At 69.7% G+C, this 25,871-nt stretch carries 22 protein-coding genes; 11 read left to right on the top strand and 11 right to left on the bottom strand.

Features of this window, described 5'->3' with window-relative positions:
• Positions 1-5: 5 nt before the first annotated feature.
• The 3 genes from NDR87_RS01325 to NDR87_RS01315 all read right to left on the bottom strand — a co-directional run bounded on the left by NDR87_RS01325 (position 6) and on the right by NDR87_RS01315 (position 3,309).
• The gene (locus tag NDR87_RS01325; RefSeq protein ID WP_251909210.1) at positions 6-1,742 is read right to left on the bottom strand and encodes an ABC transporter permease subunit; all 1,737 of its coding nucleotides are present in this window, start codon (positions 1,740-1,742) and stop codon (positions 6-8) included.
• On the bottom strand, positions 1,742-2,455 hold the full coding sequence (locus NDR87_RS01320) for an MgtC/SapB family protein (RefSeq protein WP_251909211.1): 714 nt from the start codon (positions 2,453-2,455) through the stop codon (positions 1,742-1,744). The genes NDR87_RS01325 and NDR87_RS01320 overlap by 1 nt, the downstream gene beginning before the upstream one ends.
• Positions 2,456-2,685: 230 nt before the next feature.
• Entirely contained in the window at positions 2,686-3,309 is a 624-nt protein-coding gene (locus NDR87_RS01315) for a TetR/AcrR family transcriptional regulator (RefSeq protein ID WP_251909212.1), read from the bottom strand.
• A gap of 150 nt (positions 3,310-3,459) precedes the next feature.
• On the opposite strand from NDR87_RS01315, the gene NDR87_RS01310 reads away from it, so the two are divergent.
• Both NDR87_RS01310 and NDR87_RS01305 read left to right on the top strand, forming a co-directional pair.
• Positions 3,460-4,944, top strand: coding sequence for a condensation domain-containing protein (locus tag NDR87_RS01310; protein WP_251909213.1), 1,485 nt, complete (start codon positions 3,460-3,462; stop codon positions 4,942-4,944).
• 9 nt (positions 4,945-4,953) lie between these two features.
• Entirely contained in the window at positions 4,954-5,121 is a 168-nt protein-coding gene (locus NDR87_RS01305) for a hypothetical protein (protein WP_251909214.1), read from the top strand.
• On the opposite strand, the gene NDR87_RS01300 is transcribed toward NDR87_RS01305, so the two are convergent.
• Complete coding sequence (locus NDR87_RS01300; RefSeq protein ID WP_251909215.1) at positions 5,097-6,962, bottom strand: Na+/H+ antiporter; 1,866 nt, start codon at positions 6,960-6,962, stop codon at positions 5,097-5,099. The genes NDR87_RS01305 and NDR87_RS01300 overlap by 25 nt on opposite strands.
• Positions 6,963-7,101: 139 nt before the next feature.
• Here NDR87_RS01300 and NDR87_RS01295 point away from each other — a divergent pair, with 139 nt between their 5' ends.
• Positions 7,102-8,568 carry an FtsW/RodA/SpoVE family cell cycle protein gene (locus tag NDR87_RS01295; RefSeq protein ID WP_372494069.1) on the top strand — a complete coding sequence of 489 codons (1,467 nt, stop codon included), beginning with the start codon at positions 7,102-7,104 and terminating at the stop codon, positions 8,566-8,568.
• 110 nt (positions 8,569-8,678) lie between these two features.
• Here the strand turns inward: NDR87_RS01295 and NDR87_RS37100 are convergent, their stop codons facing one another.
• Genes NDR87_RS37100 through NDR87_RS01270 form a run of 4 tightly spaced genes read right to left on the bottom strand, consistent with a single transcriptional unit; the run spans position 8,679 to position 13,022 of the window.
• Positions 8,679-10,025: a pyridoxal-phosphate dependent enzyme gene (locus NDR87_RS37100; protein ID WP_286012933.1), complete on the bottom strand. Its 1,347-nt coding sequence runs from the start codon at positions 10,023-10,025 to the stop codon at positions 8,679-8,681.
• A complete protein-coding gene (locus NDR87_RS01280) occupies positions 10,025-11,458 on the bottom strand; it encodes an alanine racemase (protein WP_251909216.1) in 1,434 nt (477 codons plus the stop codon). The genes NDR87_RS37100 and NDR87_RS01280 overlap by 1 nt, the downstream gene beginning before the upstream one ends.
• On the bottom strand, positions 11,455-12,720 hold the full coding sequence (locus tag NDR87_RS01275; protein WP_251909217.1) for a heavy-metal-associated domain-containing protein: 1,266 nt from the start codon (positions 12,718-12,720) through the stop codon (positions 11,455-11,457). Before NDR87_RS01275 ends, NDR87_RS01280 begins: the two co-directional genes overlap by 4 nt.
• Positions 12,717-13,022, bottom strand: coding sequence for a hypothetical protein (locus NDR87_RS01270; protein ID WP_251909218.1), 306 nt, complete (start codon positions 13,020-13,022; stop codon positions 12,717-12,719). The genes NDR87_RS01275 and NDR87_RS01270 overlap by 4 nt, the downstream gene beginning before the upstream one ends.
• A gap of 136 nt (positions 13,023-13,158) precedes the next feature.
• Between NDR87_RS01270 and NDR87_RS01265 the strand changes: the two genes are divergently transcribed.
• From NDR87_RS01265 to NDR87_RS01255, 3 genes are all read left to right on the top strand, one after another.
• Positions 13,159-13,581 (top strand): pyridoxamine 5'-phosphate oxidase family protein, encoded by a 423-nt coding sequence (locus NDR87_RS01265; RefSeq protein ID WP_251909219.1) that lies wholly within the window; start codon positions 13,159-13,161, stop codon positions 13,579-13,581.
• A gap of 71 nt (positions 13,582-13,652) precedes the next feature.
• Positions 13,653-14,732, top strand: coding sequence for a hypothetical protein (locus NDR87_RS01260; RefSeq protein WP_251909220.1), 1,080 nt, complete (start codon positions 13,653-13,655; stop codon positions 14,730-14,732).
• Between the two features lie 121 nt (positions 14,733-14,853).
• Entirely contained in the window at positions 14,854-15,627 is a 774-nt protein-coding gene (locus NDR87_RS01255) for a phosphotransferase (RefSeq protein ID WP_251909221.1), read from the top strand.
• Between the two features lie 5 nt (positions 15,628-15,632).
• On the opposite strand, the gene NDR87_RS01250 is transcribed toward NDR87_RS01255, so the two are convergent.
• A complete protein-coding gene (locus NDR87_RS01250; RefSeq protein WP_251909222.1) occupies positions 15,633-16,133 on the bottom strand; it encodes a DUF2599 domain-containing protein in 501 nt (166 codons plus the stop codon).
• Positions 16,134-16,243: 110 nt separating this feature from the next.
• Here NDR87_RS01250 and NDR87_RS01245 point away from each other — a divergent pair, with 110 nt between their 5' ends.
• Positions 16,244-17,338, top strand: coding sequence for a TerD family protein (locus tag NDR87_RS01245; RefSeq protein ID WP_251909223.1), 1,095 nt, complete (start codon positions 16,244-16,246; stop codon positions 17,336-17,338).
• A 146-nt stretch (positions 17,339-17,484) separates the two neighbouring features.
• Complete coding sequence (locus NDR87_RS01240) at positions 17,485-17,964, top strand: HAD-IIIC family phosphatase (protein WP_251909224.1); 480 nt, start codon at positions 17,485-17,487, stop codon at positions 17,962-17,964.
• A 300-nt stretch (positions 17,965-18,264) separates the two neighbouring features.
• Here NDR87_RS01240 and NDR87_RS01235 read toward each other — a convergent pair whose 3' ends face one another.
• Together NDR87_RS01235 and NDR87_RS01230 are read right to left on the bottom strand one after the other, a co-directional pair.
• Positions 18,265-19,980 carry a GMC oxidoreductase gene (locus NDR87_RS01235; protein ID WP_251909225.1) on the bottom strand — a complete coding sequence of 572 codons (1,716 nt, stop codon included), beginning with the start codon at positions 19,978-19,980 and terminating at the stop codon, positions 18,265-18,267.
• Positions 19,981-20,059: 79 nt separating this feature from the next.
• Positions 20,060-22,084, bottom strand: coding sequence for a CocE/NonD family hydrolase (locus NDR87_RS01230; RefSeq protein WP_251909226.1), 2,025 nt, complete (start codon positions 22,082-22,084; stop codon positions 20,060-20,062).
• A gap of 159 nt (positions 22,085-22,243) precedes the next feature.
• Between NDR87_RS01230 and NDR87_RS01225 the strand changes: the two genes are divergently transcribed.
• The 3 genes from NDR87_RS01225 to lexA all read left to right on the top strand — a co-directional run bounded on the left by NDR87_RS01225 (position 22,244) and on the right by lexA (position 25,829).
• Positions 22,244-22,957 carry a TetR/AcrR family transcriptional regulator gene (locus NDR87_RS01225; protein ID WP_251909227.1) on the top strand — a complete coding sequence of 238 codons (714 nt, stop codon included), beginning with the start codon at positions 22,244-22,246 and terminating at the stop codon, positions 22,955-22,957.
• 639 nt (positions 22,958-23,596) lie between these two features.
• On the top strand, positions 23,597-25,123 hold the full coding sequence (locus NDR87_RS01220; protein ID WP_372494072.1) for an LCP family protein: 1,527 nt from the start codon (positions 23,597-23,599) through the stop codon (positions 25,121-25,123).
• Between the two features lie 49 nt (positions 25,124-25,172).
• Complete coding sequence (gene lexA / locus NDR87_RS01215) at positions 25,173-25,829, top strand: transcriptional repressor LexA (protein WP_251909229.1); 657 nt, start codon at positions 25,173-25,175, stop codon at positions 25,827-25,829.
• Positions 25,830-25,871 lie beyond the last annotated feature (42 nt).

Raw genomic sequence — 25,871 nt, 5'->3', positions numbered from 1 at the left:
TCCTGTCACAACGAGTATCGGCGTTCGGCCAGGGCGTACAGGCGGCGCCAGAACAGTCGGTTGATGCCCACCACGTACACGCTCATCACGACCACACCGACGAGGATGCGCGGCCAGTCGCCGGTGGTGGTGGCCTCGGAGATGTAGGCGCCCAGCCCCGCCGCGGTGAGGGTGGTGCCGCCGTGGCTGACCACCTCCGCCACGATGGAGGCGTTCCAGGCGCCACCGGCGGCGGTGATCGCGCCGGTGACGTAGCTGGGGAAGATGGCGGGCAGAATGAGCTTGCGCCACCACAATCGGCGCGGCAGCCGCAGGTTCGCGGCGGCCTCGCGCAGATCGTTGGGCACCGCGCTCGCCCCGGCGATCACATTGAACAGGATGTACCACTGTGCGCCCAGGGCCATCAACAGCGCCCCGGCCCAGTTCAGGCTCGCACCGGTGGCCACGAGCACCGCAGTCACCAGGGGGAACAGGAAGTTGGCGGGGAAGCTGGCCAGCACCTGCACGACCGGCTGGGCGAAGCGGGAAACCCGGGGATTCAAGCCGATCCACACCCCGACCGGCACCCAGATCAGGCTGCACACCACGAGCAGCACCAGCACGCGCACCAGGGTGAGCGCGCCGAGTCCGAACGCGTGGGCCACCTCGCCGAGGCCGACGGTGTCGGCGATATAGGAGACCACCCGGTAGCAGCCCCATCCGACGACCGCGGTCAGCACCAGCCCGAACGCCACGTCACCGGCGCGCCGCCGTCCCGCCGCCACATGCAGCGGATGTTCGGCCAGCCCGAACACCCGCATCAGTCGGTCGAGCGGAAAGACCAACGGCCCCAGGATCTTTCCGAGCAGCTCGGGAATGTGGGAGCGACGCAGCAGCTCCAGGGTCACGCTACGGGGGGCCTGTGCGGACTTGGAATCCTCGAAGCGGAAGCGTTCGGCGAACGCGGTGAGCGGGCGCCAGAACAGTACATTGACCCCGATGACCATCACGATCATCACCGCGATCGCGATCAGCACCTTGCCGATATCGCCCTCGTCGTTGGCGGTGGCGACGTAGGAGCCGATGCCGGGCAGCATGTAGGTGTGGTTGTTCACGCTGATCGCCTCGGAGGCGACCAGGAAGAACCAGCCGCCGCCGAAGCTCATCATCCCGTTCCAGATCAGCGGGAACATGCCGCTGGGCACGTCCACCCGCCAGAACCGTTGCCAGCGCGACAATCTCAGGTTGCGGGCCGCCTCGTCGATCTCGCGCGGCTGCGACACCAGGCTGTGGTAGAAGGCGAAGGCCATGTTCCACGCCTGCGAGGTGAAGATGGCGAAGATCGACGCGCATTCCAGCCCCAGCTGCGACCCCGGAAACAGGGCGATGAACGCGGTGATGGTCACCGACAGGAAGCCCAGGATCGGCACCGACTGCAGGATGTCCAGCAGCGGCAGCAGCACCGTGCGGGTGCGCCGCAACCGGGCCGCGGCGGTGGCGTAGACGAAGGTGAACACGATCGACAGCCCCAACGCCGCGAACATGCGCAGCAGCGAGCGGGCGGCGTAGTAGGGCAGATCGGCGGCGTCGGTGGAGACAGTGGTATTCGTCTCGCCCTCGTGGAAGGGCACGTTCAGCCCGCTCGAGACGTGCACGATCAACCAGATCAGCACGGCCGCGCCGAGGAAGACGACCACGTCGGCGACCCGCGAGCGCGGGCGGTCATAGGTGCCGTGGGCGGGGTAGGAGCGCAGGAGGGTCATCAGTGCTCCGATCCGGTGGCCACGCCGATATTCCAGCCGACGCTCGTCACCGACGGCTCGAGGCTGAGGCGGCTGACCGCGGATTCCATCTGGCGGTCGTCGCGCTGATCGCCGACCAGTTCGGCAAGCACCTCCACTTGGCCGGGCGCGTCCTCGGAATTGCGGCTCGAGATCGACACCAGGCGAAAGTCGGTGCGCGTCAATGCCTGGACCAGCAGTGCGCGCACATGGGCCACATGGGCGTCGCTGGTGACGGCGGTGAACACATAGGTGGTGGTCTGCTCCTGCCCGGCCTCGGGGCGGCGATCGACCGCGCGCCCGGCCCAGCGCAGCGCGATATTGACCGTGACGATCACGACCGTGCCCGCGGCGGCGGTGTCGAACATGCCCGCCCCGGCCAGCGAGCCCACCGCGGCCGAACACCACAGCGTCGCGGCGGTATTGAGCCCGCGCACGGTGAAGCCCTCGCGCATGATGACGCCCGCGCCGAGGAAGCCGATGCCCGAGACGATCTGGGCCGCGACCCGGGTGGGATCGGCGGTGGCGCCGTGGAAGCCGTGCGCCGACAGCAGCACGAACAGCGTCGCGCCCGCGGCGACCAGGGTATTGGTGCGTAGCCCGGCCATGCGGGCGCGATACTGCCGCTCCAGGCCGATCACCGCGCCGCAGCCGACCCCGGCCGCGAGCCGTAGCAGCATCTCCAGCGTTGTCATGGCACCCTTCCGGATTCGGCGGCGACCCGCGCCGCGGAGGCTACCGGACGGGAATCGGAAATCCCTGCCGCCCGCGGGGGTCGTCGAGTGAATAGTTGGCGAATCGGTATGGAGAACTGCCATCAGGCATGACGACCACCTCCTTTCGGGCGCAGGGCTAGCAGGCGCTTGCGAGTTAACACCGGATGGAAGTAGTTCGCAACTTTCTCGACGCCCCGACGCAGGAGGGGTCAGCGATACATCGCGCGGTACGCGGTAATGACCGCGACCAGATGATCGACCACCTGATCGCGCGTCACCCGCAGCGACCCGTTCAACCACGCCGAGAACATGCCCGCATTCCCCGAGGCCATGGTCACCGCCGCCAACCGCCGCCGCTCGGGATCGTCGATATGGGTGAACAGATGATCCTGGATGAGCCGGGTGAACGCGGGCATGACCGCGATGGTGGTCTGGCCCAGCCCGGTACTCGAATACGGCTCGACCAGAAACAGCCTCGACTTGCGCGGATCCTCGAGCACCTTGTCGACCAGCAGTCCGGCCAGCTCCCGGTCGCGGGCCGGATCGTCGGCGGCGGCGAAGGCGGTCATCGGTTCCAGGAATTCGTCGGCCACCTGGCGGTAGAGGGTGTCGAGCAGCTGGTCGCGACTGCTGAAGCTCTCGTAGAAGTAGCGGTCGGTCAGTCCGGCCGTGCGGCACACCGCGCGCATGGTGACCGCCCCCGCGCCCGCCTCGCCGATCAGCTCGAGCGCCGCCTCGAGCAGCGCCGCGCGGCGCGCCTCGCGGCGCTCGGTGAGGGTGGTCCCGCCCCAGATGCGGGGTTCACCGCCGGTGGAGTCCTGACCTGTGCGCACGGGCCAACAGTAGTGCCCCCGGGCCGCGCCGCGGCGGGTGCCCGCCGGTCGAGCGGTGGACCGGTCATCGATACGGAGTGATAACGGGCCGTTAACTCCCCGGGCATAGCGTCCACCCGAAAATTCAGTGGTTCGTCGGAAGGTGGGCGTGTGGGCAACCCCGGTACTGGGGTCTGGGCGGGGGTCGGCGGATTCGGGGCGACGGCGGTGACTACTCCGCTGCGACGCGTTGCCGCAGTTCAGGATCGGCCCCCCGCGTCGGTGCCGCTCGCCGCTCCGGCCGCCGTGCCGCGTCCGCGCCATATCCCGATCGCCCCGGCGCAGGAGCGGATCTGGGCGGCCGCCCGCGTGGGGCGGTCCGGTGACTGGAACGTGGCTCGGGCATGGCGAATTCGTGGCGGGGAGGTGAATCCCGCGGCGCTGGCGAGTGCGGTCGCCGATGTGGTGGCCCGGCACGCCCCGCTGCGCACGCGGTATCGGCTCACCGAGCACGGTCCGGCGCAGGTGGTGGCCGAGCCCGGCGGCGCGCGGGCGGATATCGCGGTGGCGGCGATCACCGAGGACGAGTTGGCGGCGCGGGTGCGCGAATGCGCCCGCGCGGAACTGGATCTGGTGCACGAGCTGCCGCTCCGGGCCCGGGTGTTCGTGCTGGGGGAGCGGGATGTGGTGTTGGCCTTGACGATTCATCACATCGCCGTCGACGGCCGCTCGGTGGCGCCGCTGGTGCGCGATCTGACGACGGCGTATCGGGCGCGCTGCGCGGGGCGGGCGCCGCGGTTCGCGCCGTTGCCGGTCGACTACATCGATTACACGCTGTGGAAGCACGCCCAGCTGGGCGACTACGCCGACCCGTGGAGCCGGGCCTCGGCCCAATTGCGGTACTGGGCCAATGCTTTGGTGGGACGGCCCAGCCCGCTGGCCTTTCCGTACGACCGGCCTCGGCCCGCCCGTCCGGACACCGAGGGCGCGCTGGTGCCCGTCGCCTTCGACGCCGCGGTCCAGCGCGGCCTGCTCGAGCGCGCGCGGCGGGCGCGGGCCAGTGTGTTCATGGTGCTGCAGGCGGCATTCGCGCTGTGCGTGGGCGATTTCGCGCGCTGTCCGGATGTCACGGTCGCCACCGCCGTGGCCGGTCGCGAGCATCGGGTACTCGACGAGCTGGTCGGCAATTTCGCCGACGACGTGCTGATGCGCGTGCGCCTGGACCGCTGCGCGGACGCGGGCGAACTGCTCGAACAGGTGCGGCGGGTGGCGCTGGCCGCGTTCGCCCACCCCGATACGCCCAATCCGCGGCTCGAGCGCTGCCTGCCGCAGGACGCGGAGCATCCGCTGTTCCAGGCGACGCTGATCCTGCAGCGTGGCGTCGTGCACGGCCCCGGCCGCGCGGTTCCGGCCATCGACGAGATCGCCACGGGTGTGACGATCGCCAAGCACGATCTGGAGTTCGCGCTGACCGAGCTCTACCACCGCGACGGCACGCCCGCGGGCATCACCGGATCGCTCTGCTATCCGACCGCGCTGTTCGATCCGGCGACGGCCACGGCGTTCGTGCGACGGTTCATGGCCACGGTCGACCTGCTCGCCGGTGGGTACGACGGCGGGCTGCGTTCGCTGCTCGCCGCGGCCCGGGATCGGTAGCGTGGGGGCATGGGTTTCATCGGTGAACTGTTCCCCGGCAAGAAGCTGGTCGACGAGGGCAGCGAGGACAGCGACGGGCAGACCCATCGGCCTCGGCTCGATCTGGATCTCGACGCGGGAGTGATCCGGTTGCGCCCGCCGGGCACGGGTGATCAGCCCAAGAGCTCGTCCACGTAGCACCAGCGCCACTTCTCACCGGGTTCGACGCTGCGCATGACGGGGTGGCCGCTGTCGTGGTAGTGCCGGGTGGCGTGGTTGCCGACCGAGGAGTCACAGCAGCCGACCTGGCCGCAGCTCAGGCACATCCGCAGGTGCACCCAGGTCAGGCCCTCGGCCACGCATTCGTCGCAGGACTCCGGCAACTGTGGCAGGGGGACCTTCGGGGCGTCACGCAGATGGTCACACCCCGCCGCTCCCGGGACGAGCAGGGGTTCGCCCGGTTCGTCGTCGGCCTCGGCCACGCGGTCGATGGTCGACTCCTCGATGTCCAGGGTGGTCAGGACGTGTTCGAGCACCTCGTGGTCGTAGGTGCCGGAATCGCGTGCGCGCAGGAGGGTTTCGCGTTCGGCGGCCAGCATGGCCAGGCGCAGCCGCCGATATTCGCCGCTGGGGGTGATGCGCACCGATTCGGCCCGGCCCAGCTGTTCCCAGGCGGCATTGGCGCGGCGGGCCACCCGTTCGCGCAGCGCGGTCACGATCTCCGGCGGCGTCTCCGGGGCGATCTCGGATTCCAGCGCGGCCAGGCCCGCGGTGGTGGCCTGCTGCAGCAGATTCGCCTCGGCCAGCGCGTCCTCGGCGCGGCTGGGTCCGCGCAGGCGCAGCAGCCGGATCAGCCAGGGCAGCGAGAAACCCTGCAGCAGTAGCGTTCCGCCGACCACCACCAGCGCCAGCAGTTTCAGCGTCGCCAATTGCGGTGTGTCCGTGGGCAACAGCAGCGCACCGGCCAGGGTGACCACCCCGCGCATACCCGCCCAGGACACCACCGCCGGGGCGGTCCAGGCGGGTTTGGGCTTGCCGCGCGGGCGGCTCTCCACGAACCAGGCGAAGTAGATGGTCGGGAACACCCAGATCGGGCGGACCACGACGACGGTGGCGAGTACCGCGGCGCAGGTGAGCAGCAGGGTGGTGTGGCCGATGCCGCTGGCCCAGGCGTCTTCCAGGATATGGCGCACCTCGAGGCCCATGAGCAGGAAGACGGCGTTCTCCAGGATGAATTGGATGGTGCGCCAATTGGTTCGGTCGGCGATGCGCGAGGCCGCGCTCTGCCACACCGGCGCGCCCTGGCCCAGGATCAGTCCGCACACCACCACCGCGATGACCCCCGAGGCGTGCGCGGCCTCGGCGGGTAGATAGGCAGCGAACGGCGCCAGCAGCGACAGGCTGGTGTCGAGCACCGGATCGGTGATGCGGCGGCGCAGCACCGCGAGCACCGCGGCCGCCACGATGCCGATCGCCGCGCCGCCGACGGTGGCGATCGCGAAATCGGCCCCGGCGTGCCAGATGCTGAACGCCCCGGCCATGGCCGCGATGGCGGTGCGCAGGGTGACCAGCGCGGTCGCGTCGTTGAACAGCGCCTCGCCCTCGAGCAGTGTCACGATCCGCCGCGGCATCCCGACCCGGCGCGCGATCGAGCTGGCCGCCACCGCATCCGGCGGTGAGACCACCGCGCCGACCGCGACCGCCGCAGCGAACGGCACGTCCAGCAGCCGCCACACCACCAGCGCCACCGCGAACGTGGTGAACAGCACCAGCCCCACCGACAGCAGCGCGATCGACAACTTCTTGGGCCGGAACTCCACCAGCGAGGTGTTGATGGCCGCGGTGTACACCAGCGGCGGCAGCAGCCCCAGCATCACGATCTCGGGATTGATCTCCACGCTGGGCACGAAGGGCAGATACGAGGCCGCGATCCCGGCCAGCACCAGAAACAGCGGTTCGGCCACCCCGATTCGCCGCGCCAGCGCGGCCAGCCCGATCGCCGCGGCGACCAGCGCCACCAGACCGAAGGCGATATGCACCCGATCATCCTGTCATTGCGGATCGCGACCAGGGACATCGGATCGATCTTGTCGTCAGGGGTGCGGCTGTGGCCTGGAGGCTGTCGGCGGGCCACAGCCGATAAACGCTGATCGCGGCCTTCCAGACATACTGGTTGGCGTGAGCGCGTTTCGGGAGAGCTTCTCGTCCGGCCCGATCGGCACCGGATCGGGACCGATCGGACTGCCCAAACCGCGGCGCACCGAGCTGGTGTTGTGTGTGGCGGCGGTGGCGCTGGTGGCGGTGGCCGGACTGGGGATGGCGGCGGCGGCCGGCGGGGGTGAGGGGAGTTCGCTGCAGTGGGCGCTGGGGGTGTTCGCGGTGCTGTCGCTGCTGGCCCATCTGGCGGTGCGGGTGCTGGCGCCCAAGGCCGATCCGGTGATCCTGCCGTGCGTGATCCTGCTCAACGGGCTCGGCCTGGTGCTCATCGATCGGCTAGACCGCGCCGAGGCGGCCACGGCCGCCGCGGCGGGCAAGGCCGCGCCCTCCTCGGACGCGGCGCACCAATTGATCTGGACCGCCGCGGGCATCGCGCTGTTCGCGCTGCTGCTGGCGCTGGTGCGCAATCACGGCCAGCCCGCGAAATACGCCTACACCTGTGGCCTGGCGGGCCTGGTGGCGCTGCTCGTCCCGGCGGTGCTGCCGTCGCGGTTCAGCGAGGTCAACGGCGGTAAGAGCTGGATCATGTTCCACGGCTTCTCGATTCAGCCCGGCGAATTCGCCAAGGTGCTGCTGCTGATCTTCATCGCCGCGTTCCTGGTCGACAACCGCGATCTGTTCGGCACGGCGGGCAAGCGCTTCCTCGGGATGACCGTGCCGCGACTGCGCGATCTCGGGCCGCTGCTGCTGGTGACGTTCGTATCGGTGCTGGTGCTGGTGTACGAGAAGAACCTCGGCTTCTCGCTGCTGGTGTTCGGGACCGTGCTCGCGATGGTGTACATCGCGACGCGGCGGGCGTCGTGGCTGTTCATCGGCGTCGGCATGTTCGCGATCGGCGCGGTCATCGCCTATCAGCTGTTCGCGCACGTGCGGGTGCGGGTGCGGGTGTGGGAGGACCCGTTCGCGACCTACTACACCAACGGCTATCAGATCGCCCAGGGCCTGTTCGGACTGGGCACCGGCGGCCTGTGGGGTGCGGGCCTGGGCGGCGGCCGCCCGCAGGAGGTGCCCTTCGCCAAGACCGACTTCATCATCGCCACCATCGGCGAGGAACTGGGCCTGTTCGGCCTGACCGCGGTTCTGCTGCTGTTCACCGTGATCACCATCCGCGGCTTCACCGCGGCCCTGGCCACCCGCGACGCCTTCGGCAAACTCCTCGGCGGCGGCCTGGCCTTCTCCATCGGCTGGCAACTGTTCGTGGTCGTCGGCGGCGTCACCAAACTGATCCCCCTGACCGGCCTCACCACCCCCTTCATGTCCTACGGCGGCTCCTCCCTGCTCGCCAACTACGTCATCATCGCCCTGCTCATGCGCATCTCCCACGACGCCCGCACCGTAGCCACCCCCGCCGCACCCCCACCCGCCCCCATCGCCGAGGCAATGACCGAACACATCCGCCAACCGGGGCCGCTGCGCCGGGCGCGGTAGCGAGGTGTCAGCGCTCGGCCCGCAGTGCGGTGACACTCGCCCGGACGGGTCGTGCACGAAGATGTTCCGCCGCGGCCGATTCGGGCCGTGGACTCGGTGAGAGGTAGCGGTCAGCTGGTGGGCGGGCCAGGTGGAATCGGGTGGGACTCCAACGGTTTGCCCGCATCTCGCCAGGCGAGGATCCCTCCGGCGAGGGTGGTGGCCTCGTGGCCCGCGCGGCGGGCCAGGGCGGCGAAGCGGCGGGAGTTCTCGCCGATGGGGCAGACGAAGACGAGGGGGCGGGTGCGGGGGAAGGGCATGCCGTGGGTGAGCATGTCGTCGAGATGGTCGTCGCGGATGTTGATGGCGCCGGGGACGTGGCCGATGCGGTAGGCCATGGCGCCGCGGGTGTCGACGATGATGGGGGAGTCCAGGGTGGGGAGGTCGTCGGGGGGCAGGGCGGGGACGGCGGCGAGTTCCTCGGGGGTGGGGGTGGGTGTGTGGGTTGCGGTGCGGCCGAACAGGTCCGGGCGGCGTTTCTTGAGATAGGACACGTACGGCTCGATGCGGTCGCAGACGATGACCACCGCGACGAGGGGGCGCTCGGCGTCGATGGGCGGGAGCTCGGGGGCGCCGAGCAGGTCGACGGCCGCGGCGTAGCTCGCGCCGCTGGTCGGGCCGGCCAGGACGCCGTGGCGCAGGGTCAGGTCCAGGGTGGCCTCGATGGCGCGCGCGGAATCGACGGTCACGATGCGGTCGTAGAAATCGGGCTGGAACAGGCCGACATCCCACATCTCGGTCTCCGAGCGGATGCCGGGGATGAAATCCGATCGCTCCGACACGACCGCGATGGTCCGCAATTCCGGATGGTGTTTGCGCAGATATGTGGCCGCGCCCCGGGTCGATCCGGTGGTGCCCAATCCGCCGATCAGGTAATCGATCCGGGTGATGCCGTCGCGGGACAGGTCCTCGTGGATCTCGCGGCCGGTGCCGTGATAGTGCGCCTCGATATTCTTCTCGTTGGTGTACTGCGAGGGATGGTGATACGCACCGGGGTTCTTGGCCATCGCCGCCTCGATCACCGAGGACACGTCGTTGGGGGTGGTGGGGTCCGGGCACTCCGACAGCCCGGGCAGCTCCTCGATCTCGGCGCCGAACAGCTCCAGCAGCTCGCGCACCTCGGCCACCTTGATCCGATTGGTGACCGCCCGCAGTCCGATGCCCCGCACGGCGCCCAGAATCCGCAGCGCCTTGGCCGTGTTCCCGCTCGACGCCTCGATGAAATGCTGTCCGCGCGCGGCGATCTCGTCGATCTCGTCGCGGACCATGCCCCACGCCACCCGGTCCTTCACCGATCCGAACGGATTGTAGAACTCGAGTTTCGCGTACAGCTCGACCTCGGCCAGCCCGTGCACGGCCGGATCCAGTCGCAGCAGCGGGGTGTTGCCGATCAGATCGGTGATGTGGTCGTAGCGCATCAGGGCCTCACCAGCGCCGGCTCGTACTCGCCGTCGCGGCATACCCGGAATTCGCCCGCATGCCGCGTCACGGCGAGCTTGGGCGGCAGCGGATGCATGGATGCGGCGGCCGCCGACAGATCCGAGTGATAGCCGGCCGTATTCGCGAACACCACCGGGTCACCAGGCCGCGGGCAGTGCGCCAGCCACACCTTGTGATTGGTGATCATGTCGCGCTCGAGGCACAACCGCCCGGCGAAGAACACCCCCACCGGCGCATCGTCGCACTCGCCCGCCCCGGCGCGGGGCAGCAGCACCGGATCCACCATCACCTCCTGATCGGCCGGGGTGACGGTGTCGCGGCTGAGGTCCAGATTGACCAGCACGCTCCCGTCGGCGGCCCGTTTCACGAATTCCACCCGGGCCACGGTGATTCCGGCGTGGTCGACCAGCGATTTGCCGGGCTCGAGCCACAGCTCGAGCAGGTTCTCCTCGGCGACCTGCGCGACCGTGCGTCCGCCGTGCGCGTCCAGCGGCGCGGTGAGCAGATCGGCGAGCATGCGGGCGGCGGGCACGGTATTGGCGTACTTGTGGAACACCGGTGTGCCGTGCACGCCGGTGTCGTCGATATGGAAGCCGAAGGTGTTGGCGCCCCAGGTCATCGGCTCGCCGCGGCCCAGCAGCGCCGCGCGCAGCGCCGCCACGTAGCCGTCGAAGCGGTCGGCGTCGGCGGTGAACACCTGCCGAAAGCCGCCGCCGATATCGATGACCGTGGGCGCCAGCCCGTGGCCGTAGGCGCGCTCCACCAGCCCCAGGCACTCCTGCACCGCGCGCACCCGCTCGGCTGGCTCGCCGGAGTCGAGATGAAAGGCGAAGCCGCGCAGCTCGATCCGGTCGCGATGCGCCGCCGCGATCGCCAGTGCCTGCTCCGCCTCGGCGAGCGCGATGCCGAATCGGCTCAGCGCGCTCGCCGGGAATCCCGAGACGCGCAGCAGGACGGGCACCTGCCCGCCCCCCGGCGCGAGTTCGGCCAGCCGCCGCAGCTCCCACACATTGTCGACATTGACCGTCACCCCCGCCTCGGCCAGTTCCCGCAGGAACCGCTCGCCCTTGGGCCCGGTCACCTCGATGCGCTCCGGTCCGAACCCCACCTCCCGCGCGGCCGCCAGCTCCCGCGGCGAGGCCGCGTCGACCGAGATCCCGGCGTGCTCGGCCGCGCGCAGTAACGCGCGCGAGCGATTCACCTTGTGCGCGTAGCAGATTCGGTACCGCGACAGGTGCAGATCGAGTACGGCGCGCAACCGCGCCAGATTGTCGTCGAAGACCTGGGGGAACACCAGGTGCGCGGGCGAGCCGAACCTGCGCAGCGCCCGATCGACCGCGTCGGGGGTGTCGAGGAACGCGCGCACCAGCGGATCGATCTTCGCCGGTAGCGCGGGCGGCACGTCGGTCATACGGCCGTTTCCGTGGGCTGCGGCTCGTCCGGAGTCGTGGCCGGGCGTACCGAGACCGGGTTGTAGCCGCCGTCGCGCAGCGCCTCGAAGGCGCGATGGCGATTGCGCGGGCTGCGGAACTCGGCGACCACGCGCTTGCTGATCAGGTCGATGTCGTGCACCCGGATCTGCATCGACTCCAGCACGCCGGTGATGGTGTGCACGCAGTGTTTGCAGTTCATGTCCGGGACATAGAACACCCGATCCTCGGCCGCGGGCGCACTGGTCTCGTCGGCGCTGTCGCCGGGCACCTCGGCGACGGTGAGTCGGTCGGCGATCGCGGTGAACGTCTCGACGAACCGATCGACCACCACCGGCAGGATGCTGTAGTGCCCGCCGTCGACCTGATGCGGCATGGCGGCCAGACAGGCCGGGCGGGTGCCCGGCGGCAGCAACGCGTACTGGCGCGAGATCAGATCGAGCTCCTCGTGGTAGCGGGCGATGGCCGCCTCCACCGACAGGCCCTCGTGCCTGGTGGCGCGGCGCATGACGGTGTGCGCGTCGTCGATGGTGGCGTCCTTCATCGCGCGCAGCGTCGCGACCGTGTCGGCGGTGTAGCGGACGGTCCCGTCGGGCTGCACCGCGAACCGCACCGGGATCATGCCGCGCCGATAGGTCGAGGCCTGCAGTTCCCAGTACCAGCGGGTGGCCACGGCCGAGAAGATCCCGGAATCGCGCATGCCGCAGGCGAATTCGGCGGGCGTGCGGTACGGCGTCCAGCGCGCCAGCAGCGCGTGCTGGGCCAGCGCCCGGCCGGTGGCCTCGATGCCGACCCGGAAGATCTCGATCGGTTCGTGATCGGTGGTGGTCGCGACCAGGATCGCGCGATCGCGCGGGCCGACCATCGAAATGCGTTCGGCCAGTGCCTGATTCGACTTCAGCGCATGCCACAGCGCCAGCACGGTCTCGCGGGCGGCGATCGGCACGATCGGCCCCAGTCCGCCGGAGTGGTGGAAGCCGGTATTGGGAATGCCATCGGAATCGGTCCAGGCGATGCGATGGGTGGCGCTGGTGACCTGATCGGGGCGGCACGGCCGCATGAACCGTTCCAGATACAGCCGCTGCGACAGGGTCAGATGACTGTTCGGCTCGGAACGCACCACCGCGCAGGTGTATTCGATGCGCGCGGGTCGCGCGGGCGGCAGCTCGGCGAACAGGCCGGGCCGGGCCAGTCCGGCGAGCACCCGGGAGGCGGCGCGCCGGTCGTAGCTGGGGGAGCTCATCGGACCTCCGAGGCGATCGAGGCGACACATCGAACGAACCGGTCGATATCGTCGCCGGTGGTGTGGACGTGGGTGCGCACCCGCACCGAATCCGCGTCGGCGGCCCACCGGTGGACGCCGCGTCCGGCATCGGCGGCGCGGCCGGGGTGGGGGCGGTCGGCCGCCTCGATCACCGGCAGCGGCCTGTGCGTGGTCGAGGCGCTCGCGCGATGGAACTCGGCGACGGCGAGGAACAGCTCGCGGATCCGCGCCGGATCGAAGGGTCGGTCGGAGGCGGCCGCAGACCGAGGAAGGACCGGCAAAGACGCAGGTGACCGCAACGCGACGCTCCCTTCGGGTCGTACGCTCCGACTCCACCACGATACGCACTTTCCGACGACCGGTCCGAAGGTTCTCGCCTACAACGGGTTTGGTCGATCTCTTGGTAAGTTGATCACCATGGCACTGAGTGCGCAGGAGCGCGAGCAGTTCTTGGCCGAACCCCATATCGGCGCGCTGGCGGTCGATGCCGGGCCCGGGCGGGCACCGCTGACCGTCCCGGTCTGGTACGACTACGAGCCGGGCGGTGAGCTGTGGCTGCTGACCGGGGCCGAGTCGAAGAAGATCGAATTGATCAAGGCCGCGGGCCGGTTCGGCATCATGGCCGAGCGGCAGGAGCCGTCGGTGCGGTATGTGAACGTGGAGGGTCCGGTCACCCGGATCACTCCGGCCACCGACGAGCAGCACCTGCACATGGTGCGGCGGTATCTGCCCGAGGAGAAGGTCGAGGCGTATCTGCGGGTCGCCGCCGAGCTCGGCGAGCAGGTCGTGGTGGCTATGCGGCCCGAGCATTGGTACTCGGCCGATTTGGGCGCGCTGTAGGCGAATTCGACACGCCAAGACGCGACTTCACTCGGATGCGGTGAGCTGACTCACTCGGTACCGTCATGCCGGTGAGTGCAACGGGCGTGGGGACCAGGATGCTGGCGGTGCTGGGCGATCCGCGCCGCGGCGGGCTACCCGCGTCCGCGCTCGACGACGCGGTGACCGCGCTCGCCTCGCTGTGGCTGGTCACCGGCTTGGCGCTCGGGAGTTGGGCGCATGCGGCGGTGCCGGAGCCCGGATCGTTGTTCGCCGCCTGGCATCTGGTGTTCGACAGCGGATTCGCCGCGCTCGCGGGGTGGACGCTCGCGCTGGTGTGGCGACGGGCCCGCGGCGGCGCGCGCGGCTTCGCGGCCGTGCCGGTGGGCTATCGGTCGACGGTGGTCGCGGTGGCCGGTTTCACGCTGTCGGCGGTCGTGGATGTGGTGTGGCATGCGGCGTTCGAGGGGGAGGGCGGCATCGGAATCCTGTTCTCTCCCGGACATCTCGGGCTCGCCCTGTCGATGCTGGTGCTGGTCACCTCGCCGGTGCGCTCGGCCATGGGCCGCGCGGACGTGGGGGAGGCGCCGCCGCTGCGGTTGCTGTGGCCGGCGCTGCTGACGATGGGGCTGGCCGCGGCGCTGGTGATGGTCATGGTGGGCTACGGCAATGCGATCACCTATTCCGCCGTGCGCATCGTGGAGGCGCTGTCGCGACCGGAGGACGGTGCGGCGCGCGAGCTCGCGGCGGCGCTGGTGCTCACCGCGGCGGTATTGCTGCTGCCGCTGCTGTTCCTGGCGCGGCGGTGGCGGCTGCCGTTCGGCGCGGCGGCGCTGACGATGCTGCCGGTGGTCGCGGTGTCGGGGGCCGAGACCGGCGGGGACAATGTCAGCGTGCTGGTCGCGTTCGCGATCGCCGCGGTCGGGGTGGATCTGCTGATCCTGTGTCTGGATCCGTTCGCGGCCCGGCCCGGGGCGTACTGGGGATTCTCGTGCGCCGCGGCGTTTTTCACCTGGTCGCTGTATATCGGCATCGCCTCGGCGGCAGCCGGGCAGGTGCCCTCGGCGGTCGAGCTGTGGGTGGGCGTGCCGATCATGGCCGGACTGCTCGGGTGGTTGCTGGGCATTCTCATGCTGCCGACCCGGCATCCCGTGCCGCCTGTCGTCCCATAAGTGCGTGCGATGCGAAGGTGCGTGGGATGCCACCGCGGGGCGTTTCTGCTCGGCCGGTGGGCGACCCGCGGCAGGGAATTCCGGTGGCGGCGGGTGGGGTTCGTGACCTACCGTCCGGTCCGTGGAAATCGGAAGAGGTTGGGACAGCGTGGCGACGCTGGTCGACGGCTGGGTGTGGCGGCGGGCGCAGCGGGCGGAGATCGTGCCGCAGTTGCTGCGCGAAACTCGGATCATGCCGTGGCTGGCTCCGCGCCTTCCGCTGCCGGTGCCCGTTCCCGAGCCGATCGACGGTGAGCCTTTCGCGGTGCGGCACCGCATGATCGCGGGCGCCGCGCTGGCGGGGCCGACGGCGGCCCATGGAATGGCACTCGGTGCATTTCTGCGCGCACTGCACGATTGTCCGGTCGGTGAGGCGCTGCGACACGGGCTGTCGTCGGCGGAACGCACGCGCGCGAACCGGGCGGCGGACGTCGAGGAATTCCGTGACCGGGTGGTTCCGCTGCTACCCAGCGATATCCGGCCGCGTGCGCTGGAACTGCTGGACACCGTCGCGGAGCTACCGGCCGATACCGTGGTGCACGGCGATCTGGGGCCCGAGCACATCCTGGCCGACGCCGACGGGCTCACCGGCATCATCGATTTCGGTGATGCGCAGATCGGCGACAGCGCCATCGATCTGGCCTGGGCGCTGTACGGTACGCCGCCCGCGTTTCGGCAGGCGCTGGCCGCGAGCTACGGCGTGACCGATGCCCAGCGGGAGCGCGCGCTGGTGTGGCACCGGCTGGGGCCTTGGCACGAGGTCACCTTCGGGCAGCTCACCTCCGACGACGAGCTGATCGACAGCGGCGTCGCGGGTGTGATCGCGCGGCTGACGGACACCGTGCCCGCTGGGTGAGGCCGTCAGTTTCCGGCGGGGTCGGGTCCGCCCGGATTGCACATCGCCTGCACGGTCGCGTCGTAGCCGACGGCCGTACGCCACGGCTCGAGGTTCCAGCTCGGCTTGTTCGGTTTGACCAATCGTGCCCATTCCCAATGGCATCGGAACTGGTCGTACATGCCGGGAGTGTCGGCGTCGGGGGCGGCGGTGAGCACCTCGGCCCAGGCGCGGTTCAGCGCCGCGGGGAAGGTGTCGGCGCGTCCGGCGGCGGTGGGATAGACGCGCAGGCGGCGGCCGTCGGCGTCGGCGGTCCAGTCGGTGTGATCGATGAGCGCGCTGTCGGCGAATGGGTCGGTCGTCGGGATCGCGGGGGTGGTGGCGACGACGGTTGTGGTCGTCGGGTGCGCCGTGGTCGTCGCGCGCTGCGCCACCGGCTCGGACCGATCCGGGGCGCCGCAGGCGCCCAGCGCGGGGATCAGTGCCGACAGTGCCAGCGCGCCGATTCGCAGCATGCCCAGCCGCACCGGAAATCCCTTCTGTCGTGGCCGTCTCGCCCCCGCCACGGTACCCGCGGGTCCGATCGGCACGTCTGTCTTGCCCGAAATGCCGGTCGGGGCAACGTACAGTAGGACGCGTGGCCGCTCAGCTGACCAGGGGACAGGTGGACCGACTCACCGTCGACGACATCGTCGTGGCCGTCCGGCACAGCGAGCCGGTCGACGTTGCCGCACTGCTGCTCGATGCCGCGGGCCGGGTCCGTGGCGAGGGCGATCTCATCTTCTACAACAAACCGACCGGACCGGGCCTGCGCCTGATGCCGGGCGACGAGCCCGCGCTCGCCCTCGAACTGCGCCGCGTTCCGGCCGATGTCGATCACGTTCGGGTGGTGGTGACCCTCGACGACCGCCAGGCGCATTTCGGCGACTACCCGCCCACCGAGCTGCGCATCGTCGATCCGGCCGGAAATATGCTCTACCAGTACCTGATCGAGGGGCTGGGGCCCGAATCCACGGTCATCGCCTTCGATCTGGACCGGGTCGGGGCGGACTGGCAGGTGCGGGTGCTCGGGCACGGCTATGCGGCCGGATTCGAGGCGCTGGTCAAGGCGCACGGCGTGCCGATCGGCGGCGTGCCGGGGGAGCAGTGGGTCTATCGCGGTCCGGCCGTGCTGAATCCGGGCCAGGAGATCTCGCTGCAGGAGATCCGCAAGGGCGAGCTGACCATGGTCAAGCTCGGTCTGCAGTGGGATCCGGTGAAGGTGCACAGCGCCCGCGGGCTGCGCGATGTGGAGATCGACCTGGACGCCTCGGCGCTGCTGTTCGTGGGGCACGATCTGGTGGATTTCGCCTTCTACTACCAGCTTTCGTCCCGCAACGGGGCGGTGCGCCATTCCGGCGACAATGTCACCGGTGAGGGTAAGGGCGACGACGAGATCATCACCGTCGATCTGTCGCGGTTGCCTGCGCAGGTCAGCTCGTTGGTCTTCGTGGTCACCTCCTACGCCGGGCACACCTTCGAGCGCCTGCGCAACGCGTTCTGGCGTTTGATCGACGGCACCACCAATGCCGAACTGGCACGGGGCAATCTGCGCGCGGGCGGCCAGCACACCGGCATGATCGTGGCCAAGGTCTATCGCGACGACGCCACCTGGCGGCTGGCCGCCATCGGCGAGCCGATCCAGGCCGGACATCCGGTCGAGGCCGTGGCGCCGGTGACGCGCTTCCTGTAGGTCGCGATGCATGCTGAGCAATTGTTTGCCGGGTCTGGTTTTCCGGCCGCGGCGAACCTACTATGTCCTCTCGCGGGGGCGGCCCGAACAGTGCGGGTCCCGTCCCGTCGAAGCGGGAAAGCGGAAGCGTCGACCGTAGGGGTGACATGACATCACCGGCCGTGAAATGCCTTGTCTGGGAAGTGGACAACACCCTGTGGGACGGTGTCGTCTGTGATTCGACCAGCGGTGCGCTGCGACCGGACGCCCTGCGGGCGCTGCGCACCCTGTCCCGCCGCGGCGTGCTGCACGCGGTCGCCAGCCGCGGCGAATGGGCATGGACCACCGGCAAATTGCACAAACACGGCCTGCACGGACTGTTTGCCGCCGTCGAGGTCGGCTGGGGCCGCAAATCCGCAGCAATCCACCGTATTGCCCACCAACTCCGCCTGGACCTCACCACCATCGGCTACATCGACGCCGAACCCCTCGAACGCAGCGAGGTAGCCCACGCCCTCCCCCAGGTCCGCTGCTACGCCGCCCGCCACGTAGACGTCCTCACCGCGCTCCAAGAATTCCGCGCCCCCGCCACCACCACCCCACCCCCCACCTCCCCAATGGGCTTCGCCCACATAGCAGCCCAGTAACCCAACCCGCGGTCCGCCGCTCACCTACCCGCCCGCACGATTCCCACTCGTTCCGCTCGGATACGTCGCTTCTCCGCCCAGGTCGCCCACGAACTCCCCTCGGCCCGCGACCCCCGCTGCGGGTGGTTACGGATTTTCGCTCGGGGCCGCGGGTTCCTGGCCTCGGCGGCCACGGGTTCCCCCATCGAGCGGTCAGCCGTTCCCACGCTTGGGTGGCCGTCTGTTTCCGCGCCCAGCGGCGATCTGTTTCCCCGGCGCGGCGGCCACTCATTTCCCCCGCCGAGCGAAGCGAGGCGGGGGTCAGGCGCTTTCGGTGGTGATGTGGACGATGGGCAGGTGTAGGGCCGCGGGGGCGGTGGCCGGGACGGCGGGGTGGTTGGGTGGGGTGGGGGAGATGCGGCGGTAGGGCTCGGTTTGGGGTGGGCGGGTGTCTTTTTCGCCCTTGTTGGGCCAGAGGGCGGCGGCGCGTTCGGCCTGGGCGGTGATGGTGAGGGAGGGGTTGACGCCGAGGTTGGCCGAGACGGCGGAGCCGTCGACGACGCTGAGGGTGGGGTAGCCGTAAACGCGGTGGTACGGATCGATGACGCCGTGATCGCGGTCCGCGCCGATGACCGCGCCGCCGAGGAAGTGGGCGGTCAGGGGGATGTTGAAGACCTCGCCCCAACTGCCCCCGGCAATGCCGCCGATCTTGTCGGCCACGCGGCGGGTGACCTCGTTGCCCGCGGGAATCCAGGTCGGATTCGGTTCGCCATGGCCCTGTTTGGAGGTGAGCTTGCGGCCGAACAGGCCGCGCTTGGTGTAGGTGGTGATCGAATTGTCCAGATGCTGCATGACCAGGCAGATGATCGTGCGCTCGCTCCAGTTCTTCACCGTCAGCATCGACAGCAGCCGCACCGGATGCTTCAGCACCTCCAGCACGAAGCGCAGCCAGCGCGGAATCCGCCCGCCGCCGTCGACCATCAGCGTCTGCAGCAGCCCCATCGCATTCGAGCCCTTGCCGTAGCGCACCGGCTCGAGATGGGTGTCCGCGGTGGGATGAATGGAGGAGGTGATCGCCACGCCCCTGGTGAAATCGCGCGCCGGATCCACCCTGCGGGTCGCCGCGCCCACGATCGACTCGGAATTGGTGCGGGTCAACTGCCCCAGCCGCGGCGAGAGCTCCGGCAGAATTCCCCTGTCCCGCATGGCGAACAGCAGCTTCTGCGTCCCGCGCGTCCCGGCCGCGAGCACCACATGCCCGGCGGTGTAGGAGCGCGGCGCCTTGCGCACCCACGCCCCGGTGCGCTGGGTGTCGACCTGCCACCCGCCCTCGGGCAGCGGCCGCACCGCGGTCACCGAGGTCATCGGAATCACCTGCGCCCCGGCCTTTTCCGCGAGATACAGATAGTTCTTCACCAGCGTGTTCTTCGCCCCGTGTCGACACCCGGTCATACATTCGCCGCATTCCAGACACCCCGTCCGATCCGGACCCACGCCACCGAAGTACGGATCCGGCACGGTCTTGCCCGGCTCGCCGAAGAACACCCCGACCGGGGTCTGCACGAAGGTGTCCCCGACACCCATATCCTCGGCGACCTGCTGGAACACCTCGTCGGCCGGGGTGATGTGCGGATTGCGCACCACACCGAGCATCTTGGTGGCCTGCTCGTAGTACGGCGTCAGCTCGTCGCGCCAGTCGGTGATGTCGCGCCACTGCGCGTCTCGGAAAAACGGCTCCGGCGGCACGTAGAGGGTGTTGGCATAGTTGAGCGACCCGCCGCCCACCCCCGCGCCGCCCAGTATGAGCACATCGCGCAGCAGATGGATGCGCTGGATGCCGAAGCAGCCCAGCCGCGGCGCCCACAGGAAGTTGCGCAGATCCCAGCTGGTCTTGGGCAACTCGTCGTCGGCGAAACGCCGCCCGGCCTCGAGCACCCCGACCCGATAGCCCTTCTCCACCAGGCGCAGCGCCGTGACGCTACCCCCGAAGCCCGAGCCCACGATGAGCACGTCGAAATCGGTGTCGCGCTGGGGCATGTGCAACTCCTTGCTCGCGGTCGCCTGTGACCTCGGTAACGGTACTCCCGGGTACGCTACCTGTGTCGCAGGGTACCTCTTACCAGCCTGGGTCGCCGGCGAGCGGGATGTTCACCCAGCTCGGCCGGTTCGGATCCAGTTCCAGGTGCTGGGGCCGCAGCCCGCTCTCGTTGAGCAGCGGCCGCAGCGGCAGGCTGCGCGGGAAGTTCAGCGCGAACACGTCCACCCGCAGCCGATGGCCCGGCGCCAGCACGCCCTCGGTCGGATTGAGCCCGATGTCCACGACGGTGGGCTCGCCCGGCACGACGGGCTGCCGGGTGTCGAGGGTGAGGATCGGATAGGGATCGGTGTAGTCGCCGTTGGGCGAGCGCGTCGCCCGGTCCTCGTTCACCGCGCGCAGCGATGCGGTGAGCTGCCCGTAGGTCCATTGGGTGGAGCGCCCGTCGGGCGCGACGTCGTTGACCGTCACCGCCCAGAATCCGTCGGTGGCGTCGAGCACGGTATTCAGATGGACCGCGATCGGCCCGGATACCTGGGTCGGCGCGGTGACCGGGGGACTGGTGAAGGTCAGCGCACCGGTCTCGGCGATCCGGGAATCCTTGGTGCACAGATCGAGGACGGCCGTGAACCCGCCCGTGCCGGTCGCCGCGTCCTGCGAGCACATCGTCGCCAGCCCCGGGGCGACGGTCAACCGCGCCGGTGCGCCCGGGGCCGCCGCCAGACTGCCGTCGTGGGCGCTGATCGCGACGGTCCCCGACGGCGCGGCATCCAGATACAGCCGCCGGTAATCCATTCCCGGCCGCGGGAATTCCGGTGCCGAGATCCAGCCGCCGCCCTGCTGCCACACCGTCACCGGCGCGAAGCCGTCGATGCCGTTGTCGATGCCCTTGAGCCACTTGTCGAACCACGCGCGTTGCAGCACGTCCAGCCGCGGCGGCGCGCCCGGCGCGCCCAGTCCCGAACTGGAGGAGACGTGGAAGGTGTTGCCCATGATCAGTTTCTTGTGGCTGCCGGGCAGTGGAATCGCGCGATACAGCGTGGTCTGGTCGTAGCTGAAGATGTCGTGCCAGCCGCCATAGAGGAAGGACGGAACCTCGATCCGGCCGGGATCGCCCAGCCAGGCGGCGCGGATCGGGCTGTCGTCCTCGATGAGTGCGCGCAGATAGTCCGGCACGGCATCGATACTCGGCACGGTCAGCGCCGCGATCAGATAGTCGACGAAGGTGAACGGATCGGCGAGTCGATCGGCCAGCCAGCGCATATCGAAACGGCCGGTCAGCAGCGATTGCACATCCGGGATCAGCTTGCTGCCGTCGACCGCGGCCAGCCACATCGGCAGGAAGCCCGTGCCCACGCCGCCACCGGTCGCGGCGATATCGCGCAGCAGATCGTTACCCGGCACCACCGGGAAGATGGCCTTCAGGCCCGCGGGACGGCGTTCGGCCGTCTGCAATTGGTTGATCGCCGAATAGGACACCCCGGACATGCCAACCGCGCCGTTGGAAAACGGCTGCCGCGCCGCCCATTCCACCACCTCCGCGCCGTCGCGCTGCTCGCGCTCGCCGAAGACCTGCCAGGTGCCCTGGGAGAAGCCGGTGCCGCGGACATCGACCACCACCTGCACGTAGCCGCTGCGAATCAGGTTGCGGTCCGCGGTGAACGTCCGCGCCAGTCCGCCCGGCAGCGCCTTGCCCAGATCCGACGCGCCGCCCAGCCCGATTCCGGACAGGTCGAAGCCGCGCAGGAAGTTCATCAGCGCCTCGGAGAGCACGGGCACCGACAGCATCGAATCGGCCACATTGGACACGAGTTTCGTATAGGGCGTCAGATTGACCACGACCGGCAGCTGCTCGGTGACCGGACCGGCCGCGTCGGCCGGGCGATACACATTGGCCTTCAGCACCGTGCCGTCGCTCATGGTGATCGGCACGTCCCAGTCGATGTGCACGCCCGGATAGCGAGCCGGACCGTCGTGCAGGGCGGTCCAGGCCCCGCCCGGATCGGGGTCGGCGTGGGTGACCGGTGCGAGGGCCAGCGCGCCCAGCACGAGCGCCGAAACCGCCGCGGTTAGAAATGTCCGGATTCGACGACGTCGTCGAAACATATTGTCACCCCACGCTATTCACCCGATCGGGGCCCGCTCCCGACCACTACTGGGCGGTAACCGTAACCTGTGTCACTCCGGGCCACAACTGTGATACATCCCATTGGGATCGGGGATCACCTTTGTTTGCACTGCTCTCCCTATGGCACCCTGTGCGTCATGACGGGGACCACACCGCGGGCGCGGGCGCGCGCCCGAACCATGGCCGACATCGTCCGCATCGGCCGCGAACATCTGGCCGTGCACGGGGCGGCGGCGCTCTCGCTGCGGGCGGTGGCGCGGGATCTGGGCGTGGTGTCCTCGGCGGTCTACCGATACGTCCGCAGCCGTGACGAATTGCTCACCCTGCTGGTGGTCGACGGCTACAACGAACTGGCCGACGCGGTCGACGCCGCACTGGCCGCCGCGCCCGACGATCCGGCGCAGGGGCTGCGGGTGCTGGGGCGGGCCGTGCGCGAATGGGCGCTGGCCGAACCGGCGCGCTACGGGCTGCTGTTCGGCACCCCGGTGCCGGGGTACCAGGCCCCCGCCGAGCAGACCGTCGCGCCGGGCGTGCGGGTCATCGCCGCGCTGCTGCGGGTGATCGAAAGAGCGTACGCCGCAGGGATTCTCGCCGAACCCGCTCCGCTGCCGATGATCGAACGGCCGCTGTCGGGCGACTTCGCGCGCATCCGAGTCGAATTCGGGCTCCAGGTGCCCGATTGGCTCCTGGCGCGGGGGATCTCGGTGTGGACCGGCCTGTTCGGCGCGGTGAGCTTCGACGTGTTCGATATGTACGGGGCCGACACCTTCGCCGACCGCGCGGACCTGTTCGAGCGGCATCTGGACAATTTGGGCGGCATACTGGGATTACCGGCGGCGTCCACGCCCTAGTGCGCCCGCCGCCGCGGATGTGCATTTGTCGCAGACATCGTGCAGGATGTCACAACCTGATGAAAGGCACTCTCAGCTTCCCCTCAGCACGGTGATGTGAGACTGAACGGCGAGATGAACGATCAAACCGAACCGATCCCGGTCGTCCCGGACCCCCGCCCCCGTGGTCGCCACGCCCGGCACGCGCGAGCCGACGATCAGGCCGCCGATCGGTCCGGTGCCGCGCCCACCCCGGCCGAACACACCCCTCGCCTGGACCCGGGCGAGCCGTCGCCCGAGGTCGCGCCTCGCCGGAGTCGCCGGGCCGAGGCCGCGGCTGGCAGCGCCGATCGCCCAGCGGCACGCCGCGGCGACGCCGACGAGCCTTCCGCGCGTCGCGCCGAGCGTGGTGCGGCACGCCCCGCCGCCCGGGCTCGTCGGGGCAACCAGGTCGAGGAAACCGCCCACCGGGCGGAGCGGCCCGCGCGCCGATCCCGCGCGGCCGCAGCCGAATCCGACGCCGAGACCCGCCGCCCTCGCGGCAAGGGCGCCACGGCCGCCGATCTCGCCGACGCGCCGACCGACCGGTACGTCCCGGCCAAGCCGAATCGGGGCACCCGCCGGGCCGTCGCCAAGCGGACGAGCCGACGGGGCCGGGCGGTGCGGATCGTGGGCAGGCTCGCCGCGGCGGCGACCGCGGTGGTCGTGGTGTCGGGCACGGGATTCGCCTACTACACCGAGAAGGCCGTGAACGAGGGCTTCACCCGGTCCAACGTGATCAGCGAGGCCGATGCGGCCGCCCTCGACGGCGATATGAACATCCTGCTCATCGGCCTGGACACCCGAAAGGATCAGAACGGCAACGACCTTCCCAAGGACATCCTCGATCAGCTGCACGCGGGCGACGGCAGCGAGGGCGGCTACAACGCCAATTCGCTGATCCTGGTGCACATTCCGAAGGATCTGAAGAAGATCACCGCCTTCTCCATCCCGCGCGACGACTACGTCGCGGTCACCGGCATCCCCGGCTACGACCACGTCAAGATCAAGGAGGCCTACGGCCTGAAGAAGGCCCAGGTCGAGCAGAAGCTGCAGAATCAGGGCGTCAAGGACAAGATCGAGCTGGAACGCCAGGGCCGCGAGGCCGGGCGCGAATCCATCGTCCAGACCGTCAAACAACTCACCGGCGTGCCGATCAACCGCTTCGCCGAGGTCTCCCTGGTCGGCTTCTACGATCTGGCCAATATTCTCGGCGGCGTCGACGTCTGCCTGAACCACGCCGTCAACGACGAGTACTACTCCGGCGCGGTGTTCCCGGCCGGACGCCAGCACCTGGACGCGGCCAACGCGCTGGCCTTCGTGCGCCAACGCCACGGCCTGGACAACGGTGACCTCGACCGCACCCACCGCCAGCAGGCATTCCTCACCTCGGTCGCCAAGCAGCTCAAGGACTCCGGCACGCTGACCAATGTCGGCAAGCTGCAGGCGCTGATCACCGCCGCGCAGAACGACATCGTGCTCTCGCAGGGCTGGAATCTGCTCGACTTCGCCCAGACCATGGGCAAGGCGGGCTCGATCCCGATCGAATTCCACACCCTGCCGGTGAAGGCCTACGACAATATCGACGGCCAGGACGTCAACATCATCGATCCGGCGCTGATCAAGAAGACCGTGCGCGCGGCATTCGGCGTGCAGACCCCGCAGCCGACCACGCCCAAGTCCGCGCCGCTGAGCACGGTCGACGTCCGCAATGCGGGCGCGGCCGCCGGAATGGCGGCCAAGGTGTCGAACTTCCTGGCGGACAAGGGTTTCCACCAGGGCGACGCCGCCAACGCGCAGTACGGCGACGGGTCCAGCTCGGTGGTCTACTATCCGGCGACCAGTACCGACGCCGACGCCACCCAGGTCGCCGACATGCTGGGCGGGCTGCCGACCGCACCGTCGAAGAATGTCGAGCCGGGCCGCGTGCGCGTGGTCATCGGCAGCGATTTCACCATGCCCGACAGTGCCTCCGCGACCGGATCGGCGTCGACCACCTCGACCGCCGATCCCTCCGGCACGAGCACCTCGACCTCGACCCCGACCGGCAGCGGCGCCTCGGCCTCGGCGACGCCCGCCGACGGCGCACCGGATTCCGGCAAGCCGGTTACCACCAGCATCGGCTCGGACATTCCCTGCGTGAACTGAATCCGCGTGGGTGCGCGGGCCGCTCGGCGGCACCGCTTAGGATGCCCCGGTGACCGGATACGACGACGCGTTCGACCATCTCGACACCTCGGCCCTGCCGCCGCGCCAGCAGCGCATCCTCGCCACCATCCAGGAGTGGGTGGTCCGGCACGGATATCCGCCCGGCACGCGGGAGTTGGGCGAGGCGGTGGGACTGCGATCGACCTCGTCGGTGTCCAAACATCTGAAGGCGCTGGAGGACAAGGGTTTTCTGCGCCGCGGTGAGACCGTGACGCGGCCCATCGATGTGCGGCTGTTCCTGCGCGCGGCCGCACCCCGCGAACGGGACGAGGATTCGGTGCCGGTCCCGGTGGTCGGCGACATCGCTGCGGGCACGCCGATCCTGGCCGAGGAGCACACCGACGACATACTCACCATGTCACGCCAGATGGTCGGCCGCGGAACGGTTTTCGGGCTGCGGGTGCGGGGCGATTCGATGATCGATGCGGCCATCTGCGATGGCGACATCGTGGTGGTGCGCCAGCAGCACGAGGCGAACTCCGGTGACATCGTGGCCGCCATGATCGACGAGGAGGCGACGGTGAAGGTGTACCGCCGCCGCGGCGGGCACGTCTATCTCGAACCCCGCAATCCGGCCTACGACGTCATCGATGGCGATCGGGCCGTGGTGCTGGGCAAGGTGGTGTCGGTGCTGCGGCGGGTGTGACGCCCCGTCCGGTTTGGCCGGAATCGCGCCGGGTACGACCGT

This window comes from Nocardia sp. CDC159, from assembly GCF_023740735.1.
Lineage (GTDB): Bacteria > Actinomycetota > Actinomycetes > Mycobacteriales > Mycobacteriaceae > Nocardia > Nocardia pulmonis.
Note: the sequence above shows the minus strand (reverse complement) of the source record. Positions and strands in the feature narration are given on the sequence as shown.

Bases quoted from the DNA above. Each gene is read 5' to 3' on its own strand.
- NDR87_RS01325 (WP_251909210.1), bottom strand. From the start codon at position 1,742: ATGACCCTCCTGCGCTCCTACCCCGCCCACGGCACCTATGACCGCCCG.
- NDR87_RS01320 (WP_251909211.1), bottom strand. From the start codon at position 2,455: ATGACAACGCTGGAGATGCTGCTACGGCTCGCGGCCGGGGTCGGCTGC.
- NDR87_RS01305 (WP_251909214.1), top strand. From the start codon at position 4,954: ATGGGTTTCATCGGTGAACTGTTCCCCGGCAAGAAGCTGGTCGACGAG.
- NDR87_RS37100 (WP_286012933.1), bottom strand. From the start codon at position 10,025: ATGCGCTACGACCACATCACCGATCTGATCGGCAACACCCCGCTGCTG.
- NDR87_RS01280 (WP_251909216.1), bottom strand. From the start codon at position 11,458: ATGACCGACGTGCCGCCCGCGCTACCGGCGAAGATCGATCCGCTGGTG.
- NDR87_RS01275 (WP_251909217.1), bottom strand. From the start codon at position 12,720: ATGAGCTCCCCCAGCTACGACCGGCGCGCCGCCTCCCGGGTGCTCGCC.
- NDR87_RS01265 (WP_251909219.1), top strand. From the start codon at position 13,159: ATGGCACTGAGTGCGCAGGAGCGCGAGCAGTTCTTGGCCGAACCCCAT.
- NDR87_RS01240 (WP_251909224.1), top strand. From the start codon at position 17,485: ATGACATCACCGGCCGTGAAATGCCTTGTCTGGGAAGTGGACAACACC.
- NDR87_RS01235 (WP_251909225.1), bottom strand. From the start codon at position 19,980: ATGCCCCAGCGCGACACCGATTTCGACGTGCTCATCGTGGGCTCGGGC.
- NDR87_RS01230 (WP_251909226.1), bottom strand. From the start codon at position 22,084: ATGTTTCGACGACGTCGTCGAATCCGGACATTTCTAACCGCGGCGGTT.
- NDR87_RS01225 (WP_251909227.1), top strand. From the start codon at position 22,244: ATGACGGGGACCACACCGCGGGCGCGGGCGCGCGCCCGAACCATGGCC.